This window comes from Epilithonimonas sp. KH_059 (genome assembly GCF_057838485.1).
In genome coordinates this window covers 1,128,943-1,149,276 of record NZ_CM174468.1, presented here as the reverse complement: position 1 = coordinate 1,149,276, position 20,334 = coordinate 1,128,943, and the positions used below count along the sequence as shown (strand labels likewise).

The 20,334-nt window shown below is 41.4% G+C and carries 19 protein-coding genes, 1 tRNA gene and 3 pseudogenes; 14 read left to right on the top strand and 9 right to left on the bottom strand.

What is annotated here, in order from left to right:
• Positions 1-199: 199 nt before the first annotated feature.
• Positions 200-720: pseudogene (locus AC3IRX_RS05400) on the bottom strand (site-specific integrase); the annotation flags it as partial.
• 34 nt (positions 721-754) lie between these two features.
• Between AC3IRX_RS05400 and AC3IRX_RS05395 the strand changes: the two are divergent.
• From AC3IRX_RS05395 to AC3IRX_RS05375, 5 genes and pseudogenes are all read left to right on the top strand, one after another.
• Positions 755-1,216, top strand: a pseudogene (locus tag AC3IRX_RS05395) (serine acetyltransferase); the annotation flags it as partial.
• Between the two features lie 127 nt (positions 1,217-1,343).
• Positions 1,344-2,024, top strand: a complete 681-nt coding sequence (locus AC3IRX_RS05390) for a carbonic anhydrase (RefSeq protein ID WP_489211441.1) — start codon at positions 1,344-1,346, stop codon at positions 2,022-2,024.
• A 50-nt stretch (positions 2,025-2,074) separates the two neighbouring features.
• Positions 2,075-2,323, top strand: a complete 249-nt coding sequence (locus tag AC3IRX_RS05385) for a hypothetical protein (protein ID WP_489211440.1) — start codon at positions 2,075-2,077, stop codon at positions 2,321-2,323.
• Positions 2,324-2,491: 168 nt separating this feature from the next.
• Entirely contained in the window at positions 2,492-4,087 is a 1,596-nt protein-coding gene (locus AC3IRX_RS05380) for a SulP family inorganic anion transporter (protein ID WP_489211439.1), read from the top strand.
• Between the two features lie 35 nt (positions 4,088-4,122).
• On the top strand, positions 4,123-4,815 hold the full coding sequence (locus tag AC3IRX_RS05375; RefSeq protein ID WP_489211438.1) for a carbonic anhydrase: 693 nt from the start codon (positions 4,123-4,125) through the stop codon (positions 4,813-4,815).
• On the opposite strand, the gene pth is transcribed toward AC3IRX_RS05375, so the two are convergent.
• Together pth and AC3IRX_RS05365 are read right to left on the bottom strand one after the other, a co-directional pair.
• Entirely contained in the window at positions 4,802-5,365 is a 564-nt protein-coding gene (gene pth, locus AC3IRX_RS05370) for an aminoacyl-tRNA hydrolase (protein ID WP_489211437.1), read from the bottom strand. The genes AC3IRX_RS05375 and pth overlap by 14 nt on opposite strands.
• 6 nt (positions 5,366-5,371) lie before the next feature.
• Positions 5,372-6,139 (bottom strand): hypothetical protein, encoded by a 768-nt coding sequence (locus AC3IRX_RS05365; RefSeq protein WP_489211436.1) that lies wholly within the window; start codon positions 6,137-6,139, stop codon positions 5,372-5,374.
• Here AC3IRX_RS05365 and AC3IRX_RS05360 point away from each other — a divergent pair.
• A pseudogene (locus tag AC3IRX_RS05360) lies at positions 6,130-7,389 on the top strand (helicase-related protein); the annotation flags it as partial. The gene AC3IRX_RS05365 and the pseudogene AC3IRX_RS05360 sit on opposite strands and share 10 nt — an antisense overlap.
• Before the next feature lie 70 nt (positions 7,390-7,459).
• Here AC3IRX_RS05360 and AC3IRX_RS05355 read toward each other — a convergent pair.
• Positions 7,460-7,530 (bottom strand) — tRNA-Gln (locus AC3IRX_RS05355).
• 96 nt (positions 7,531-7,626) lie between these two features.
• Between AC3IRX_RS05355 and AC3IRX_RS05350 the strand changes: the two genes are divergently transcribed.
• From AC3IRX_RS05350 to AC3IRX_RS05330, 5 genes are all read left to right on the top strand, one after another.
• On the top strand, positions 7,627-8,679 hold the full coding sequence (locus AC3IRX_RS05350) for an AMP-binding protein (RefSeq protein WP_489211435.1): 1,053 nt from the start codon (positions 7,627-7,629) through the stop codon (positions 8,677-8,679).
• 1 nt (position 8,680) lies between these two features.
• Positions 8,681-9,070, top strand: a complete 390-nt coding sequence (gene arfB / locus AC3IRX_RS05345) for an alternative ribosome rescue aminoacyl-tRNA hydrolase ArfB (RefSeq protein WP_489211434.1) — start codon at positions 8,681-8,683, stop codon at positions 9,068-9,070.
• 316 nt (positions 9,071-9,386) lie between these two features.
• Positions 9,387-9,776 (top strand): GreA/GreB family elongation factor, encoded by a 390-nt coding sequence (locus tag AC3IRX_RS05340; protein ID WP_489211433.1) that lies wholly within the window; start codon positions 9,387-9,389, stop codon positions 9,774-9,776.
• A 154-nt stretch (positions 9,777-9,930) separates the two neighbouring features.
• Positions 9,931-10,905, top strand: a complete 975-nt coding sequence (locus AC3IRX_RS05335; protein WP_489211431.1) for a deoxyhypusine synthase family protein — start codon at positions 9,931-9,933, stop codon at positions 10,903-10,905.
• A gap of 102 nt (positions 10,906-11,007) precedes the next feature.
• Positions 11,008-11,313: an MGMT family protein gene (locus AC3IRX_RS05330; protein WP_489211430.1), complete on the top strand. Its 306-nt coding sequence runs from the start codon at positions 11,008-11,010 to the stop codon at positions 11,311-11,313.
• A gap of 41 nt (positions 11,314-11,354) precedes the next feature.
• Here AC3IRX_RS05330 and AC3IRX_RS05325 read toward each other — a convergent pair whose 3' ends face one another.
• The 5 genes from AC3IRX_RS05325 to pfkA all read right to left on the bottom strand — a co-directional run bounded on the left by AC3IRX_RS05325 (position 11,355) and on the right by pfkA (position 16,772).
• A complete protein-coding gene (locus tag AC3IRX_RS05325) occupies positions 11,355-12,188 on the bottom strand; it encodes a GLPGLI family protein (protein ID WP_489211429.1) in 834 nt (277 codons plus the stop codon).
• Between the two features lie 131 nt (positions 12,189-12,319).
• Positions 12,320-13,324 carry a recombinase RecA gene (gene recA / locus AC3IRX_RS05320; protein WP_489211428.1) on the bottom strand — a complete coding sequence of 335 codons (1,005 nt, stop codon included), beginning with the start codon at positions 13,322-13,324 and terminating at the stop codon, positions 12,320-12,322.
• A 119-nt stretch (positions 13,325-13,443) separates the two neighbouring features.
• Positions 13,444-14,637 (bottom strand): oxygenase MpaB family protein, encoded by a 1,194-nt coding sequence (locus tag AC3IRX_RS05315; RefSeq protein ID WP_489211427.1) that lies wholly within the window; start codon positions 14,635-14,637, stop codon positions 13,444-13,446.
• A 116-nt stretch (positions 14,638-14,753) separates the two neighbouring features.
• Positions 14,754-15,758, bottom strand: a complete 1,005-nt coding sequence (gap, locus tag AC3IRX_RS05310) for a type I glyceraldehyde-3-phosphate dehydrogenase (protein WP_459112017.1) — start codon at positions 15,756-15,758, stop codon at positions 14,754-14,756.
• 24 nt (positions 15,759-15,782) lie between these two features.
• Positions 15,783-16,772: a 6-phosphofructokinase gene (pfkA, locus tag AC3IRX_RS05305; RefSeq protein WP_489211426.1), complete on the bottom strand. Its 990-nt coding sequence runs from the start codon at positions 16,770-16,772 to the stop codon at positions 15,783-15,785.
• Positions 16,773-16,874: 102 nt separating this feature from the next.
• On the opposite strand from pfkA, the gene AC3IRX_RS05300 reads away from it, so the two are divergent.
• From AC3IRX_RS05300 to AC3IRX_RS05290, 3 genes are all read left to right on the top strand, one after another.
• A complete protein-coding gene (locus AC3IRX_RS05300; RefSeq protein WP_489211425.1) occupies positions 16,875-17,228 on the top strand; it encodes a hypothetical protein in 354 nt (117 codons plus the stop codon).
• 69 nt (positions 17,229-17,297) lie between these two features.
• Complete coding sequence (locus AC3IRX_RS05295; RefSeq protein ID WP_489211424.1) at positions 17,298-19,685, top strand: TonB-dependent receptor; 2,388 nt, start codon at positions 17,298-17,300, stop codon at positions 19,683-19,685.
• Positions 19,686-19,698: 13 nt separating this feature from the next.
• Positions 19,699-20,259, top strand: coding sequence for a hypothetical protein (locus AC3IRX_RS05290; protein WP_489211423.1), 561 nt, complete (start codon positions 19,699-19,701; stop codon positions 20,257-20,259).
• Positions 20,260-20,334: the final 75 nt, after the last annotated feature.

Genomic DNA, 20,334 nt, shown 5'->3' with positions numbered 1-20,334 from the left:
GCTAAATTTAATTTCATCTTCTGAATCCTTACTGCATTGCAAAAATTTTCGCGGTGATAAGTTAGAAAAAGTATTTTGGTAAGCCATTATTTATTATTAATCATGTGCTTCGCGAAAGACGTTCTTGTAGTGTTATTCCACAGAGAGACCTCACAGATCACATAATTAGCTACCGGAAACAAAATCAGATTAAATCAGATTACAGCATATTAAACTTTGCCATCGCATTTATTTTAGTTTGATCTGCAATATCAATATAGGGCTTCATTGCAGAATAATTACTGTGACCTGTCCACTTCATCACGACCTGCGGTGGAATTCCTAAAGCCAAAGCGTTGCAGATAAAAGTTCGTCTCCCGGCGTGAGAGCTCATAAGCGCGTATTTTGGGGAAACTTCATCGAATTTCTGATTACCTTTATAGTAGGTTTCGCGAATCGGTTCATCAATTTCTGCCAATTCCGTTAGTTCCCGTAAATATTCATTCATTTTTTGATTGCTAATCACTGGCAAAGCTTTAGATTTTTCATATACTTCATCTTTATATTTTTCAAGTATTGCTCTGCTGTGATCATTAAGTTCAATAATTAAACTATCAGAAGTTTTAACTGTTATTATTTCGATGGAATTATCTTTAATGTCACTTCGTTTAAAATTTCTACATCCGAATATCTCAAACCGGTAAAACATTGGAACATAAAAACATCTCTCGAGGAACTCAATAAATTATTTAATTATAAAATCAGCACACTCACCAATCTTCATTTCATCTATATTTTAAGAAAATGTCAACAGTACAGAAAAAAATCTATATTAGGAGCGTTCTGGAGATTGGTTTTGCGTCATCATCAGATTAAATATGGTTTCCAGATTTATCCTGAAACGCAGATTGGTGAAGGTTTTTATCTGGGACATTGGGGCGCCTTGGTCATTAATCCAAAAACCAAAATCGGCAGAAACTGCAACATTGCGCAGGGCGTAACGATCGCTCAGACGAACCGTGGAAAAACTGAGGGTGTTCCGGAAATTGGTGATGAAGTTTGGATCGGACCGAACGCTGTAATCGTAGGAAATATCACAATCGGTAATAATGTACTGATTGCTCCCAACGCTTATGTAAACTGCGATGTTCCTGAAAATTCAGTCGTAATCGGAAATCCCGCCCAAATCACCCCCAACGGAAATGCCACTCATGGCTATATTAATCACAAAATTTAATATTAAATTTTTGTTAAATACTGGTTTTTTTAAATCTGAACATCTATTTTTGCATTATTGATTTAGTCTATTGAATTAGAAAACAACTTATGCGAAATAATATAATTAAACCCTGAAACAGTTATTTATGAAAAGATCGTACGAGGTTATTTTCGAGAACAATAAAAAATGGGTTGAGTCAAAACTCACTGAGGACAAAGACTTTTTCACGACCCTCTCTGCATCACAAACTCCTGATTACCTTTATATTGGATATTCAGACAGCCGTGTTTCGGCAGAGGAAATGATGGGTTTAAAACCTGGAGAAGTTTTTGTAACCCGAAACGTTGCAAACGTTGTGAACACATTGGACATGAGCGCTACAGCTGTGATTCAGTACGCAGTAGAGCACCTAAAAGTAAAACACATCATCGTTTGCGGACACTACGGATGTGGCGGTGTAAAAGCTGCAATGACGCCTCAGGATCTTGGTCTTATGAATCCGTGGCTCAGGAATATACGCGATGTTTACAGGCTGCATCAGGCTGAATTGGATGCAATTGAAGACGGTCAGAAACGTTACGACCGCCTTGTAGAACTCAATGTTCAGGAACAGTGCATCAACGTTATTAAAATGGCTGTAGTTCAGGAACAGTATCTGGTCGATGAATATCCAATTGTTCACGGCTGGGTTTTCGATCTGAAAACAGGAAAGATCATCGATCTGGAAATTGATTTCGAGAGTATTCTGAAAGATATTCAGAAAATTTACAATCTAACCAACTCAGAATGGGTAATGAGCAGGAAAAAAAATAAAAACCTCATCTGATTAATATGAAACTTTGGAGCATCATAACATTGACGGTCTTTTTGAATTTCATGGCATTACCAACTATTGCCACGTTTTTCAATTGGGATTTGCCGGCGACTAATATGATTATTTCCGAAGAAGAAACCCAACACTCACCGCTGGTAATCAACGAAAAAACGGTCCCTGAAACACTTAGTGTTCATGACTTTCTGAAGTTTTTCGAAAGAGATTTCTCAGCAAATTCATTTATCTGTGCAGATGATTCTGTACACCTTTCCCCTTTTCTTACCATATTTTCCCCGCCTCCCGAAGTTTAATTTTTATTGCTTTTAATGAACATTCCACACTTTTTTAAGTGCTGGCAAACAGTTCTGTATCAAAAATTACATTTCAACCGCTGTAGTCACAAACTGTGTCCGGATATTTCCTGTACGAAATTCCAAACGGCCAGCTGTGGCTAAAGGCAGCACAATTTTTCAAAAAAAATGAAAAAAACACTTTCTATATACGGAGGGATTAAAGAAAATTTCCCTTCAGGACTCGTCGTATTTTTAGTAGCACTCCCACTGTGTCTTGGGATTGCATTAGCCTCCGGCGCACCACCACTTTCCGGTATTATTGCAGGAATTATCGGCGGTTTGGTTGTCGGTTACCTCAGCAATTCGAATATCTCGGTCAGCGGACCCGCAGCGGGATTAACCGCTATTGTACTTACTGCTATTACCGATTTAGGCGCATTCGAACTTTTCCTTTGCGCAGGAATTATTGCCGGGATTCTTCAGCTGATTTTAGGATTTATCAGAGCTGGAAGTATTTCAAATTATTTCCCCACCAACGTTATTGAAGGAATGCTGGCCGGAATTGGGATCATCATCATCTTAACGCAGATCCCTCATGCATTGGGTTTTGATAAGGATTTTGAAGGGAACCGGACGCTTTTCGCCAATGGTTTTAACCCCAATTATTTTACCGAATTAGCTGCGGGAATTCATCCCGGTGCAGTAATCGTTACCTTAGTCTCCATCACGATTCTTTTGGCCTGGGATAAATTTCCAGCGCTGAAAAAACTCAAAATGATTCCCGGAGCTTTGGTAGCAGTAGGTGCAGGGATTCTGCTGAATTATATCTTCATCCTTTCCGGTAGTTCACTTGCGATTGGTTCAGACCATTTGGTTTCCCTTCCTGTTCCGCAAAGTGCGGCAGATTTTAAAAACATGCTTGTTTTCCCTGATCTGCAGGGATTCCTTAATCCAAAAGTTTGGATTGTGGGCGCAACCATCGCTATTGTAGCGTCCATTGAAACGTTGCTTTGTATTGAAGCTTCTGACCGATTGGATACGCGTAGAAGAATTACAGATACCAATCTGGAACTCCGCGCGCAGGGAATCGGAAATCTGCTTTCTTCGGCGATTGGCGGTTTGCCCATGACATCAGTGGTGGTAAGAAGTTCTGCCAATGCGAATGCGGGAGCAACTTCTAAACTATCTACCGTTATTCATGGTGGGCTATTGCTGATTTGTGTTCTTACCATTCCGTTTATTCTGAATATGATTCCACTCGCTACTTTGGCCGCAGTTTTACTCCTTGTAGGTTACAAACTGGCAAAACCGGCAACGGTGATGCATTTCTGGCACAAAGGAAAATACCAGTTTATCCCTTTCATCGCGACAGTAGTCGCAGTAGTTTCGCTTGATTTACTGAAGGGTGTGGGAATTGGATTATTGATTTCGGTTTTCTATATCCTTCAGGGAAACATGAAACGGGCATACTATCTGAGTCGCGAAGAGCTTGACGATGCTGATGAAATCAACATAAAACTTGCGGAAGAGGTTTCTTTTCTAAACAAAGCGCCCATTAAAAAAACGCTGAAAAATATCAAACCAAACTCACAGGTTTGTATTGATGCGAGATCAACATCCTACATCGCGACCGACATTCTTGACATGATTCAGGAATTTGCCAATATCCGTGCAAAAGAAGAGGATATTGAAGTGAGGCTAGTTGGTTTCAAAACCTCTTATCAGGAATACGCTGACGACGAAGATTCACACATCATCATTGCCCACAGAAGAGCCATGTAACTTAAAAAAATCAACATCAACTTTAAAATAAATAAATGAAAGCACATACCTTAGAAACACAATCTACAACAACACCAGAAAAAGCGCTTAATTTTCTAAAAGAAGGAAACCAACGCTTTGTACAGAACCTAAAAATGAACCGCAATCTGCTCGAGCAGGTAAACGATACGCGCGCCGGGCAGTGGCCTTTTGCAGTAATACTTAGCTGTATCGACAGCCGTACGTCGGCAGAACTAATTTTTGATCAGGGCTTAGGCGATATTTTCAGTGTAAGAATTGCCGGAAACTTTGTGAATAAAGATATTCTTGGTTCCATGGAATTTGGCTGTAATGTCGCCGGTTCCAAATTGGTAGTTGTCCTCGGGCATACGAAATGTGGCGCATTGAAAGGCGGTTTGGACGCACAAAGCATTGAAGGAATGGGCATGGAAAACCTTAACCATCTTGTTGGTCATTTTCAGGGCTGTATTGACGGTTTGATTAAAGAAGGCGAAGAACGTTCGTCGTCAAACAGCGATCTTCTGGAAAGACTTAACGTTTGCAATATCCGGAAAACCATGGAGGATATCCGTCAGCAGAGTACTACGCTGAATCAACTGGAGAAAGACGGAAAAATTAAAATTGTGGGTGCCAACTATTGCGTCGAAAGCGGTATTGTAACATGGCTAGACGAAAATATGGACGCGGAATTGGAAACGCAGACCGTCGAAATGGCTATTTCCCGTTAAAAGCAGTCATCGTATTCTGAATTCCCGCGAAAACGAATGACAGACATGCTTTGGAAAACTTCTCGATTCTTTCGGGAAGTTTTTCTTTTTCCTCACCTTCCCATTTTCCAAGAACATAATCTACCTGCTTCCCTTCGGAGAAATCTGCAGAAATCCCAAAACGTAATCGTGGATAATTCTGAGTCTGAAGCTGTTCCTGAATGCTTTTCAAACCGTTGTGTCCGGCGTCGGAACCTTTCATTTTCATTCTTAAAGTTCCGAAAGGCAAAGCAAGATCATCCGTGACAATCATTAAATTCTCCAAAGGAATATTCTCTTTCTGAAGCCAGAATTTCACCGCATTTCCTGAAAGATTTATGTAAATATCAGGCTTAAGAATAAAGACTTTTCTGCCTTTATATTTTCCTTCAGCCAAAAGTCCAAAATTGGAAGATTTAAACGGAGCTTCAATAGTTTCGGCGATTTTTTCAGCAACTTTAAACCCGACATTATGCCGGGTTTCAGTATATTCATCTCCTTTGTTGCCGAGACCGACGATAAGGTATTTCATTGATTTTTATTGATATTCGAAGGTAAATGTACCCGCTGTGGAGACGGCTTTGGTCGGGTAACCAGCACTGTCGTACGTATATGCATACGTTCCGCCATCGTTGCCCGCTGAAGATGTAACCGATACGGTTTTGTAATTATTCATTGATAATCCTGTGAACGCGTTGGTGCCTGTCATAAAATGACAGCCTGCAATGGTAAATTCAACAGGAAGCGTCGCCCAAGGGTTTTTATTGCTGTCGTAATTACTTAATTTAATGTCAAAAACAATCGGCGGAATCACAATTGGCGGTGGGGCAATCGTGGTCATCGTCATATTCCATTGAGACAGGTTGTTTCCGGTAAACAACAGGTCGCTCACCATTTTGGTTGCAGGCTTGTATGTTCCCGGATTATCCAGATCTTCCATAAGCATTACGGTGTCCACTTTTATTAGTTTACCGGTTGAATGATAAAGAAAATTGGTCTCATTTCTCATGAGTTCCTGTCCGTCACCCGTCATATTTCCGGAGGCCATTGCAACCTTACCGCCATTGTACGTTAAATTGAGTGTCGTAGTAAGTTCAGTACTGCCGTCGTCTTGAAGAATAGTTAATTTAGAAAGTAAATTATTCTCGTAGGATAAGGTGTAATCTGTCTTTTCACCGTCACCTTCAAAATGTGCAGTAGTAAGTTTACCGGCCGTATAATTATACGTAAATACAGATGAAATCCCCTCGCTGTCTACAATGGTCACTTTCTTTAAAACTTTGTCTGTGCTTGATAAAAGGAGCAATTCTGACTCATATTCTTAACGCTAGATTAATCGCCTTTTCGCCTTATCTATCAATTTATTATGAAAGAGAAGAACCAACCTTGAATGAGTTTATAGAAAATTCTCCAAAATTAAAAGAAACAATGAATCTGATTCGACAAAATAAAAAGGATCTTCCAGATTCTGGACAGATTATTTATTCCGAATTGGCAGTAGCGCAATTTCCAAAATTGAAAGAATACCTCATTAAGGAGGTGAATTATAAACCAGAAGAAATAGGAATTATAACTGGAGCAACAAGCAAGAAGCAACGAATTTCCATTCAAGATGATTTTAACGCTGGAAAAATTAAAATTGTTATCGGTAGCGAAGCCATTCAAGAAGGAATGAATCTCCAAGAAAATACAACCGACGTCTATTTACTTACTTTACCATACAACTTCACTTCACTTCGACAGATTGAAGGTCGCGCCTGGAGACAAGGAAACAGAAATGAAAACGTCCGTATCAACTTTATGTTAACCAACGACAGCATCGATGTTTTTATGTTGCAAAAATTGCAGGCAAAACAGGCGAGATATTTAGAAGCAATGAAAAAAGGAGCAGATGTTTTAGACATTTCGGATATCAGTACACAGGAACTTAAAACTTCAATCATCACCAATCCCGAAACAAGAGCGAAAATTGAAATAGAAATGCTGAAAAAAAAATTAGAAAGTGAAAAGAATAAATTTCTTGCAGATAGTGCTTTTGTTTTAAGAAAATATGAAGATTTTACAAAGGTACAGTCCGAAGTTCATAAGGCGGAAAATGCTTATTACAGAATTTTAGAGTATTCCGAAAGTAGTGAAGATGTAAACGCAAATTACTGGAAAACCCAATTGGTGTCCTACCAGAAAAGCATAGATTTAGCCAAAGCGGAAGTGCATAATACGATTTTAAAGTTATCTGAGAAAGGCGTGAACGTAACGGAGATCGAAATGCAATCTCACGCAACCGCAAAGAATATATCCAAGATAGATGAGAAATTAGACGCATTGCCACTTACGGAAACTGCTTTAATTGAGCAATATGAAGAAGAACAAAAAGTGCGACTGAGTTTGAATGAGGATATAGATTATATGAAAGAAAGAGAAATTGAAAATAACAGACTTTTTAAAAGTGACATTTCTGATAAATCAAATTCTATTATAAGTGTTAATACGAATGATGGAATAAACAACAATTTCATCCATATTGAAAATCATTCGCGAAATTCGGTTAAAAGGTAAAAAATCAGGAACGTTAGTCCCTGATTTAGTCCCTAATAATCGTAAAGTACTGATTAACAGTAGTTGTTTGTAGACCCACAGGGATTCGAACCCCAGATGACTGAACCAAAATCAGTAGTGTTACCGCTACACCATGGGTCTGTATATTTAAGTGGTGCAAATTTAAAGAATTTTTACACATTTGCAAAAGTTTTGTTTAAAAAAGTATAATTTTAAGACGTGTAAAACAGGGAGTTCATGAAAATAGATTTTAAGTCATTCGATATTAATCAGTTATTGCCAAAAACAAAATTTGAGCAAATGACAATTTCATTTGTGAAAGAGTGGTTTTCCAGGTCAAATGAAGTAGAAGTTCAGACTTCCGGATCCACTGGGGTTCCTAAAGTTCTAAAAGTGAACAAAGAAAAGATGCTAAATTCTGCAAAAATGACTTGTGACTTTTTAGATCTGGAGCGTGGGGATACGGCTCTTTTGTGCCTTCCGCTTGAGTACATTTCAGGAAAGATGATGGTGGTGCGAAGTCTAGAAAGAGGACTTACTCTTTCTATAGCTGATCCTTCCCTTCGTCCCTTGGAGAGCCTTAAGGAAAGAATTGGCTTTTGTGCGATGACTCCTTTGCAGGTAGAAAACAGTTTGCATGCTATTTGTAAGGTACAAAAGTTGATTATTGGAGGAGCTGGCGTATCCGAATCCCTTAAGAAGAAGCTACATGAGGTTTTAGCCTCTGAATCAAATACGGCGGAAGAAGGCTCTACGGTTATATACGAAACGTACGGCATGTCAGAGACGCTTTCCCATATTGCTCTTAAGCAGCTATATCCTGTGGAGCAGGACTATTTCACTCTCTTTGAAGGAATCGAAGTGAAGCTTGATTCTAAAGGAGCTCTTCTTATTAAAGCCCCAAAGGTAAGTGATGAGCTCATTCAGACGAATGATTTAGTTGAATTGATTGGAAAGGATAAGTTTCGTTTTTTGGGACGAACCGACAATGTGATCAATTCAGGAGGTGCGAAAATTAGGCCGGAGGAGTTGGAGTCTTTGGTCAAAAGACAGATTCCGAGAGAGGCTGTTTTTGTAGGATTAAAAGATGAAGTCCTTGGGGAAAAGTTAATCCTAGTGATTGAAGGAGAGGAATCGAGCGAGATTCTCTCAATGGTGGAGCAAATCTCCTTTGAGAAGAATTTTTTTCGTCCCAAAGCAGTTTTGTTTGTAAAGGAAATTCCACGCACGCCAAATGGGAAGATTAGTCGTCCTTTGTTAAAAAAATGGCTCGAAGAGCAAACTAAGTAAAATGGATTTAAAGTCAGAATTATCCTATCGAACCCAGAGAAGCAGCGGGGCGGGAGGACAAAATGTAAATAAGGTAGAAACCAGTGTGACGGTCCTTTGGTCGGTCAAAGATACCCTGCTTCTAAATGAAGAGCAGATTGAGAGGGTGAGTGATAAACTTCGCACACGCATTAATTCATTAGGTGTACTCTCTGTGACTGTAAGTGAAGAGAGGTCTCAACTAAGGAATAAGGAAATTGCGACTCGTCGCATCACTGAGCTCGTGGAGCAAGCCCTAATCGTCCCTAAAAAGAGACTAAAGAGTAAGCCGTCAAAATCCCAAATTGCGAAAAGACTCGACCAAAAATCCAAATTGTCACAGAAGAAACAAGATCGGCGATATCGGTTCTAATTGCATTTTAGCTGATTTGCCTGAGCGTTATATTATTCGTATCTTTGTGTATTGTTCAAATAACTGTAAATAAGATGGTTGCGATTTCTAAGATTGCTGGTTTTACATATTGTGTAGGGATTCTCTTTGCATTGTCTTATCTTTTTACAGATGCATTTCTAAAAAGTTCTAAAGACTTCATGGGCTAATCCCTGTCAGATCTGGGACAGGGCTCTATTCAAACAAATTAGTTTTAGCACCGTCGATCCGTACAAGGATTGCACGCGCCGGATTGGTGCGAAATATTCTATTCAAGTTTAAATTAAAAGTACAAGACATGGACAATCCAATCGTATTAACCACAGGAATTTACGACGCAATTAAGGAGCATTTAAGAAGAAGACGAGTGACGCAAGAAGAGGAAAATAGACTGACTTCTGAGCTAAGACATGCAAAGCAAGTTCTAAGACGTGAACTTCCTGAAGATGTTGTGACCGTAAATAAAAAAGTAACCATTAAGGACCACACAGAAAATAGAGAAAATGACTACATTCTAGTGTCTTCTGATAAGGCCAAACCTAAAAAAAACAAGCATTCCATTCTCTCGGATATTGCTCTTGCAGCCGTAGGGTATAAAGTAGGCGATGTAATTGAGTGGCCTTTTAGAGAGGGAAATCGAAAGATTGAAATTCTAAAAGTAGAAGACTGGGTGGAAACCTTTCACTAAAAAATTAGACTAAAAAAATGGCGCAAAGATTTGCGTCATTTTTTTATTCAAAAAATCCTTAGGGTTTTGTTTTCACCCGGTCTGCAGTTTTATGTTAACGAACGGCATAGGGTTATATTAGGCAAAATCTTATCTTTGCCAAAACATTACAATAATGAGTAAACCCATTACAGAATTTCTTGAGAAATACTACCTCCATTTTAACTCTGCAGCCCTTGTGGATGCCTCTAAAGGTTATGTAGCTCACCTTAAAGACGGCGGTAAAATGATGATTACCCTTGCAGGTGCGATGTCTACTGCAGAAATTGGTAAAATCTTGGCCGATATGATTCGTCAGGACAAAGTTCAGATTATTTCTTGTACAGGTGCTAACCTAGAGGAGGATTTAATGAACCTAGTTGCCCACTCGCATTATAAAAGAGTACCTAACTACAGAGACCTTACACCTCAAGAGGAATGGGATTTACTTGAAAAAGGACTTAACCGTGTTACAGACACTTGCATTCCAGAAGAAGAAGCGTTCCGCAGACTTCAACAGCATATCGTTGAGATTTGGAAAGATGCAGAAAGCAAAGGCGAGAGATATTTCCCACACGAATACATGTACAAAATGCTTCTTTCTGGAGTGTTAGAACAGTATTATGAGATTCCGAAAGAAAATTCTTGGATGCTTGCCGCAGCAGAGAAAAATTTACCTATCGTCGTACCCGGATGGGAAGATTCCACCATGGGAAATATTTTCAGTAGCTATTGTATCAAAGGAGAGCTTAAGCCTTCAACCATGAAGTCAGGGATTGAGTATATGATGTTCCTTGCGGATTGGTATCCTAAGAATTCAGGAGGAAAAGGAATTGGGTTCTTCCAAGTTGGAGGAGGAATCGCCGGAGATTTTCCTATATGTGTAGTTCCGATGCTTTACCAAGATTTAGAAATGACCGACACTCCATTCTGGTCTTATTTCTGTCAAATCTCAGATTCAACCACTTCTTACGGTTCTTACTCAGGAGCGGTTCCGAACGAGAAGATTACATGGGGGAAACTAGACATTCATACGCCTAAATACATTGTGGAAAGTGATGCGACCATCTGTGCGCCTCTTATGTTCCAATACATTCTAGAAAACTCCTAGAGTTAAACAAATTTGAAAACAGAAAACCAGTGGGGTTTGATTCCACTGGTTTTTTTATGCCTTGTAAGCTTCTTTCTGTCACTCTTTTGCTAACTTTGGAAGATGGATCCCCTTTTTAACACTCAAGTGTACGAGATAATTGAACTCATCCCGAAGGGACGAGTTACTTCCTACGGTGCTATTGCTCGCGCAGTGGGCTATCCAAACCATGCGCGCCATGTGGGGAATGCTCTACGGGATTACCCCTCTAGTTTTCCAGCACATAGGGTATGTAACAGCACCGGTCACATAGCTGCGAGCTGTCTCGATCGTTTTACGAAAGCTTTAGAAAAAGAAGGCGTGAAAGTCCATGGAACCAAGATCGTGGAGTTTAAAACTCGCTTCTGGGATCCACTCAACAATCTATAACGAAAGGGGATTGTTTAGAAGGGACTTTTTTTGCTTTCTGCTTATTTTTTAGGATAGTGAATGGCTTTGTCTAATTCGATCGGGTTGTTTTCCCTTCGAATATTTTCCTGTGCGTCCCTTTCGTGCTTCTTTAATTGGTCTTTTGCGGTGATCTGCGTTCCACGATAGAAGAATTTCGTGTTGGGCTGTTCATCGAATTGCAGTCTAAAATCCTTTAGGGGATCTTCGTAGTACTCTAGTTTCTTCTGCTTAAGGGTCTTCTCGCTGATTTCAATAGGTTTGCCACCCGCGTAATTTTCGATAATGCCGCTTGTATCAAAGGTCTCCTTTAGATTCAAAGATTCAATCATCGAATAGGCAAATGAGTTCTTGGTATCGTGAATTTCAAAGATGAGTCCCGGAAGGCCTCTGAATTTGTAAGGTCCTTCATTGTAAGGAATTTCTTGAGCAAACCAAGCAATCCAAGACCGACCTCCAAAGTCTGTAGTTGCTTTCTGTAAGGTATAGGTTCCTGCTTTCCTAGTGTCCTTGCTTAGTTTCCATTGGAGGGGATCGCTTGTGGTATACACAAAAACATTGTCCGTATTCTCATAGTTTTTATTTTCGAAAGAGTTCCGTTTTCTAGTCACAAGGTTCTGGTAGCCCCAGACCTGGTACCCGCTGTTTTGGTTGGCCTTGTTTATGGAATCCATTTCCAAAAAATCGTGTTCGTAAAATTTCACGGAATCTGGGTTGATGTCTAATACCATTTGAGTGGACATAAGCTCCGTGCTTGTAGAATCCAATTTGAATTTTAGTTCGTAAATAAAACGATGCGTTTGTGCAGAGATAACGGCCGTTACAAACAGAAGGCTTAGGAGCAGTGATTTTTTCATAGTCTTAAGGAAAACAAAATGGGTGGGTATAAAGGTAGAAAAATTATCGACTTGTAAGGATGTGCTACAATCAAAAAAGCCCTCTAATCCTTGGTAGAATAGAGGGCTTATTGTATTTAGTCTAAAAAAAGTTATTTTTTAGAGAATAGCATTTCTTTTACTTGTGCTTCTAAATCTTCTGCTAGTTCAGGATTGTCTTTAAGAACTTCCTTGACAGAGTCTCGTCCCTGACCTAGTTTGGTTTCCTCATAGCTAAACCATGAACCGCTTTTTTTCACAATGCCTAAATCCACAGCTGCATCTAAGATTTCTCCTGTTTTCGAAATCCCTTCTCCGTACATGATGTCAAATTCTGCTTGTTTAAAAGGAGGTGCTACTTTGTTTTTTACAATTTTCACTTTCGCGCGACTTCCTACTGCGTCGTCCCCTTGTTTGATTGGAGCACCTGCTTTACGAATGTCAATTCGAACGGAAGAGTAAAATTTAAGAGCATTTCCACCGGTCGTGGTTTCTGGATTTCCGAACATGACCCCGATTTTTTCTCTTAACTGGTTAATGAAAATCACAGTACATTTTGTTCTTGAAATCGAAGCTGTTAGTTTTCTTAAGGCTTGAGACATCAAACGGGCATGAAGACCCATTTTGGATTCTCCCATTTCTCCTTCAATCTCTGCTTTAGGCGTAAGGGCTGCTACCGAGTCAATCACTACGATGTCAACCGCACCGGAACGAATCAAATTGTCAGCAATTTCAAGGGCTTGTTCTCCGTTGTCCGGTTGAGATATAATTAAGTCGTCTAATTTAATTCCTAGTTTGGAAGCGTAATGGCGGTCGAATGCATGCTCTGCATCAATGAAGGCTGCGATGCCTCCTAATTTTTGAGCCTCTGCAATGGCATGAAGAGTCAGAGTGGTTTTCCCTGAGGACTCAGGTCCGTAGATCTCGATCACTCTTCCTTTTGGATATCCACCCACCCCAAGGGCAATGTCAAGTCCAAGAGATCCGGTGGGGATCACCTCGATGGAAGTGTCTACCGAATTGTCTCCAAGGGTCATCACAGTCCCTTTTCCATAGGTTTTATCTAGTTTTTCTAGCACTAGGGCTAGCGCTTTCTTTTTATCGTCTGCTGCGCTCATAAGTCAAATTATTTCGTCAAAAATACGCAATTAATCGCGCAATTCACTTAGAGCGTTGCTAATTTTTGTAGCAATTTTCAGATCTCTGAAACAGCCAGTGAAAAGGCAATGGAAATTCCTCAGCTATGGGTTCGGTAGTCCGTAAGAACTTGACGCTGCGCGCGGTCCCCTAGCTTTACAAGTCTTGTTGCGCTATTGGCGCTGGACGAGTGAAGGAGCTTTTGTGCCACTTGGTTTAATCCCCAATTTAATTTTGGAAAGAGTCCAAGAGAATCGGTTTTTGGGATGGCTAGTCGCTGCAAGATTGCAGGATCTAGAAAAAACGTAGACATGCTTTGGTGAAGTTTCAATAGCAGTTTTCGTTGAAACTGATAAGGCTGAATGGTGCTCTCTAGGTTCTCTCGCAAAAGTGCTTGTGCAAGTTCTTTTGAGTCCGCATCCGCTTTGTCTTGAAGAGTAGACCACTGATAAAAGAGCTCGACGGCCTGTTTTTTCGTGTCGGGTAAATGCTCCGTGGGAATCCCTAATAGAGTTCCGACGTATTTCCAGAGATGAAAAACGCCTAGTTCTTCGCGAGTTGAGATTTTCACGCCTAGTTGAGAGAGTCCGTGCAGAAAGACAAGGGAGAATCCTAGATAGGTAGCAATCATGTCAAAATGATTGATAGGCTCCCCCCAGAGCTCTGTGTTCCAATCCTCCGCATTTTCCAAAATGGAAAGTCTCGCGTAGGAATGCATTAAGCGCGTTTTTAGAATAAGTTCAAAGGCTTCTGAGCCGGGTGTAATTGCGTTTTCGCGCGTGACGAGCACCCAAAATTCTAACGTATCCTTAAGTCTTTTGACTGCTCCTTTCTTTAATTGGCCCGTATAGATAAGAGGTTTGGCTAGGTAGGCAAATTCATACCCGCCCATTAGGCTGTAGTCTCGTAAGACCATTAGGGAGTTAACTCCGCCTCGCATGCAAAGTCTTGCCCCTACATTGGCTAGCTCGGGGTTATACCAATCGGGACGCGCCCTCATCTGTGTTAAAAGCTTCTCTAAACTTTCCACCTTTGGCTCGCTGGCAGTATCCTCTTTTCTCATATACTTGGAAATAAGGCTACTTGCCTTTAGGTAAGGCATCGCTTTGTACGTATCGCTAACCACCTGGTCGGCCAAAGAGTCAATTTGATAGTAAAGGGGGGAGAGTTTCTCAAACCCTTCAAGCGAAGGGTGGGCTCCCGACCAATCTAAGAGCCTTTTGCCCATGCCCTTAGTCCAGAATTCGTTAAAGTGAGGACTTTCGTGGAACCGAGGCTCCGCTATTTTGGTCATTTTTCTAATCTTTAAATGGAGCCTAGAGTACTGCAAATTCTTTGCCGCCCTATAGCAAAAAAGCCAAACCGCTCGAAGGGGAGGGGTTTGGCTTTTGATGATTTATAGTGTACTTCCTATAGAGAAGCAGAATGAACTAATAGATCTGTTAATTTGTTAGAGTAACCGGTTTCGTTATCGTACCAAGATACCACTTTCACAAAGGTAGGAGAAAGCATAATTCCCGCTCCTTTGTCGAAGATAGAAGTTCTTTTGTCTCCAATAAAGTCTTGAGAAACGACAGGATCTTCGGTGTACCCTAGGATGCCTTTAAGTTCGCCTTCAGAAGCACTTTTCATCACAGCAGAAATTTCATCGTAAGAAGTAGGTTTTTCTAGTCTTACCGTTAAATCTACTGCAGAAACGTCTGCTGTAGGTACACGGAATGACATTCCCGTTAGTTTTCCATTCAATTCTGGAATTACTTTTCCTACGGCTTTCGCAGCTCCTGTGGAAGAAGGGATAATGTTTAGAAGAGCGGAACGTCCTCCTCTCCAGTCTTTCATGGAAGGTCCATCCACGGTTCTTTGAGTCGCCGTAGTCGCATGGACTGTGGTCATAAGTCCTTCAAGGATACCGTAGTTGTCGTGAAGTACTTTTGCAAGGGGAGCTAAACAGTTTGTTGTACAAGAAGCGTTTGAAAAAATCGCAACGTCATTTGTTAGTTCTTTATGGTTTACTCCCATAACGAACATCGGGGTGTCGTCTTTTGAAGGAGCGGAAAGGATTACTTTTTTTGCTCCTGCATTTAAATGGGCTCCTGCTAGGTCTTTAGAAAGGAAAAGTCCAGTCGATTCCACGATGTAATCTGCACCCACTTCGTTCCATTTCAAATTGTTTGGATCTCTTTCTGCCGTCACACGGATTCTTTTTCCATTGACTACAAGGTCATTTCCTTCCACTGTGATTTCGCCATCGAAACGTCCGTGCACGGAATCGTATTTCATCATGTACGCCATGTATTCTGCGTTGATCAGGTCATTGATACCTACGATTTCGATGTTGTCGCGCTCTAGCATAGCACTGAATACCAAACCACCAATTCTTCCGAATCCGTTGATACCTACTTTAATTGTTGACATAATAAATTGATTTTGATTGATTAATTATAGGGCCAGAATTTCTGAGATTTGCAGAAGGTCCTGGTTGATTTCATTGTGTTTTCTAATGGCATCCTCTATTGGAGTATAAACCAGTTGGTTCGCTTGAAGTCCGGCCATCACGTTGGATTCTCCGTTCATCAGTCCAAGGACCGCGCCGTAGCCTAAACGAGAAGCGAGTACTCGATCGGCGCAGCTCGGGGAGCCGCCTCGTTGAATATGGCCTAAGATGGTCACTCGAATGTCCGCATCCGGAAACTCTTCGCCTGTTTTTTGTGCAAGTTCGTAAGTGGAACCTAGGGTTTCTCCTTCTGCAACGACCACGATACTTGAGGTTTTTCCTCTTTTGTGCGCTTTTTTAAACGTCGTAAGAAGCTCCTCCATGCTGTCGTTTTGCTCTGGAATTAAAATGTCCAAAGCTCCGGTTGCAATTCCACTATTTAAAGCGATAAAGCCTGCATCTCTTCCCATTACTTCAATAAAGAAGATTCGAGAGTGAGAGGTGGCCGTGTCTCTAATTTTATCGATAGCTTCCATCGCCGTATTTAAGGCAGTGTCGTATCCAATGGTATTGTCGGTTCCAAAGATATCGTTGTCAATGGTCCCCGGAACTCCGATGACCTTGATTCCGGTTTCTTCGCTAAACACCTGGGCGCCGGTAAACGTACCGTCTCCGCCGATGCAAACTAAGGCTTCAATGCCTTCTGCCTTGCAGTTCTCAAAGGCCTTTTGTCTTCCCTCTGCGGTTCGGAATTCTTTGGATCGGGCCGATTTTAAAATGGTCCCTCCCAAATTAATGATGTTGCTCACGGAGCGAGGCCCCATTTTGGTGTAATTCCCTTCGATCAGACCGTTGTATCCACCTCGGATTCCAACGACTTGCAAATCATGATAGATGGCCGTTCTTACTACGGCTCTAATTGCCGCATTCATTCCGGGTGCATCGCCTCCAGAAGTTAAGACTCCAATCTTTTTCACCATGGATTTCTTTGTCATTTGCTATAGGGTTTCTAATGAGACACAAATTTACTAAATTCTAGTCAATTTTTCAGACTTGCTTAGGGGCATTGTTAAGAAAGAATTTATTAATTTAGCAGAATGCGGAAAACTCAAAAATTACAACCGGTTTTATCCACTGCGCTCTGCGCGGTGTATGTACTGGTCATGGTGTTTTCCACACTTTTTCACCACCACTCACACTCCCGTACGAGTACCGAGTTTTTGGTCACGAGTGGAGATTCGTTACAGAAAGTTACGACTCTTCACGGGGCAAGCGACTGTCAAGCTTGTCATTTTTTATCGCACCAAATTAGCTTTGAGTCTCCCAAAATTTGGAGTCCGGAGGTGAAACACGAAAAGAAAACCCCTCTTTTGTTTTCTTTTGAAGTCCGCAATTTAAGCACAGAGATTTTTCATATCTCGAGTAGGGGACCTCCCATGGGGAGAATTTAACTCTCTATTCTATTCAAAAGCAGCTCCAAAAAGGAGTTATGCTCTCTATTTAAGTGCTTAAATCAATCTATGAAGCCATTATTAAAGCTCATGGCATTCTTTTTAGGAATGCTCATGGTGAGCGCACAAACTTCCTTTGTACTCAAAGGAAATGTGGAGGATTTCCACAACAAAACCAAATTAGAAAATGCAACGATTCAATTGGGCAATCGCACGACAAAAAGCGATGCGAGTGGACGTTTCGAATTTAAGGACCTTCCCAAAGGTCACTATCATATCAAAGTAACACATCCAGAATGTGAGCCCTATGAAATGGGGCTGAATTTGGAGAGTTCCACTCGAATTACCATTCGAATGGAGCACCATCTTCACGACATTCAGGCCGTCGTTGTGCAGGGAGCAGGAGCCAAACAAAAATCGGGTCATTCCGTGCAAACTCTTTCCTCAACGGATTTGCAAAGACTTAGTTCTGAAACCCTAGGAAGTGCCCTAAGCACTCTAAGTGGAGTAGGTACTTTAAGTACAGGGAGTCGGATTTCCAAACCCATCATTCATGGACTTTACGGAACTCGAGTGGCGATCTTAAACGACGGCGTTCGATTAAATGAACAGGAATGGGGCGTAGAGCATGCCCCAAGCGTAGATCCCTCGATGTTTCAACGGGTTCGCGTAGTGAAAGGAGCCGGCGTCCTCAAATACGGAGGGGATACGGCAGGAGGACTTGTGCTTTTAGAACCCAAAACTCTGCCTCGCAAAGACACCCTCATGGGAAAGTTTACAGCTTCTGGAATTTCGAGTGGCCGTGGCCTTAAGCTAGGAGTCGATCTAGGGAAAGCCTGGGAGAACGACTGGTTTGTCACGACAGGCGGATCCTACCAAAAACTAGGAGACGTGCAGATTCCTCACCATACCCTTCAAAACACAGGCGCAGAGCAAAGCTCCTTTCGCTTTGCGGTAGGAAAACGTAGCTTTAAAAATGGTTTTGAAGCTTCCTATTCTGGAGTGAATCAGATGTTTGGAATCTACAGAGGCTCGCATTTGGGAGGTCCAGAAGATTTCTACGATGCCATTGCAAGCAGCCGTCCGCTTTATCTCGATGACTTTAGTTACCAAATTTCAAATCCGAGACAGGAAGTAGCTCACCATGTAGTGAAATTAGAGGCCTATCATCGATTTGCCAATTTCGGAAAGCTAAGTGCGCAGTACGATTTTCAAAGCAACCAACGAAAGGAGTTCGATTTGAGAAGGGGCGAATTAAGCTCTCTTCCTTCGATGGATTTAGAGCTTCTTACCCACCGCCTGCAAGTGGATCATTTGATTGAACGGGAAAGTTGGGATTTGGAAACGGGTGTTTTTGGAGCGATTGAGGATAATTATCCCGATCCCTCCACCAAAGCCAGAAGACTTATCCCAGACTATTATCGCTATAATTTAGGACTCTATTCGACTTTAAATTATCGCCTGAGCCCCCAAATTCATTTGGGAGCGGGAGCTCGCTATGAATTTAATCGCTACGATGCGTACAAATACTACGATCAAAGCGATTGGGAATCCCGATTTGAATCTAGGTTTTCTCAGTTTGAAGTCTCTCGCGAAGGGAGTCGTGTGCTCACTCGCCCAATTTTAGATTACCACAATCTCTCGCTCAGTGCTTTTGCAAACTACCATGTAGGAAGCAATTTTAGTTTAGACTTTGGGTATTCCAGGTCTTCGAGAACGCCGAGTGCGGCGGAGCTATTTGCAGACGGACTGCATCATTCTGCCTCCACGATTGAACTAGGAACCCTAGAGATTGAGTCGGAACAGATTGACCATTTTAGTTTGACGGCGAAGGTAAAGAGACCGTGGTTAGAGGGGTTCTCTCTAGAGGTTTCCCCTTACTTTATGCACTCTTCAAATTACATTAGCCAGATTCCAACGGGGGTTCAGAATTCCAATCGCGGCGTGTTTTTGATTTGGTCTTTTCAACAGACTAAGGCAAGACTCTACGGCGTGGACGTGGATTTAAATTGGAACCTTACCAAGGCTTTAAAATGGACTTCTCAGGCCAGCGGCCTAAGAGGTCAGGATTTAAGTCATGACGAGCCTCTCATTTTAATGCAACCTACTCAGTTTCGAAACGGCATTGAGTTCTCGGGCTTTAAATCCAACGCGTATTACGCAAAACTAGAAAACCTACTAGTTCTGAAACAAAAGAGATTTCCTCTACGTAATGTAGAGCTAAGTCTAATTGAAGATGGACAAATCGTAGAGAAGGTTTTGGACGTAAGCTCCACTCCGAAAGGATACGACCTCTGGTCGCTGTCCCTTGGAGGACCGATTGCAAAAAGCCTTAATTTCGATCTTCGGATCACCAATTTATTAAATACGGAGTACCGCGATTCCATGAATCGCCTACGGTATTTCTCGCCTGAACAAGGCCGTAATTTTATTTTCACACTTACTTATTCATTATAAAAATTTGACTCTTATGAAATCTATATATTCTTTAATTACAATCCTACTCATCGCTGTTTTGTTTACTTCTTGCCGTAGAGACGGAGTTCCTGAGGACATTCATGAACACGAAGAAATTGAACAGATTACCCTAAGTTTTAAAGAGGAGGGAAGCGCGAGCTCTCCTCAAGTAATCACCTACCTAGGAGGCAAGGCTTCCTCAGATTTGATCTTGGAGCCTGGAAAGAGCTACGAGCTTAGTCTTGATTTTTTCCACAGACATGACGATCATTTGGAAAGTATGCTAGAGGAAATCATCGAGGAGAAAGACGAGCACTTTATCACCTTTGAATTTGCAGGGGTTGATCTTGAACTCTCGAGGCTTCCAAACGACGTGATTCGTTCTGACGGACAGAAACTTGGCCTAAAGACCCTTTGGAAAGTGAGCCAGGTGCAGTCTCCAGCTAGAGTGAGTATCAAACTTCACCACGGTTCCCAAAGCGTGAAAGATCAAATGCCTTCTGCGCAGAGACAATTTGGAGAGGCGATTGGCGGTGAAGCGGATGTAAACGCTCAAATCGAGATCAAAAACTAGTTTTTCCACTTCCGAAAGGATCCCAGCAGGCCTACTGCTGGGATTTTTGGTATAATCGCCTCGCTTTATGGGCAT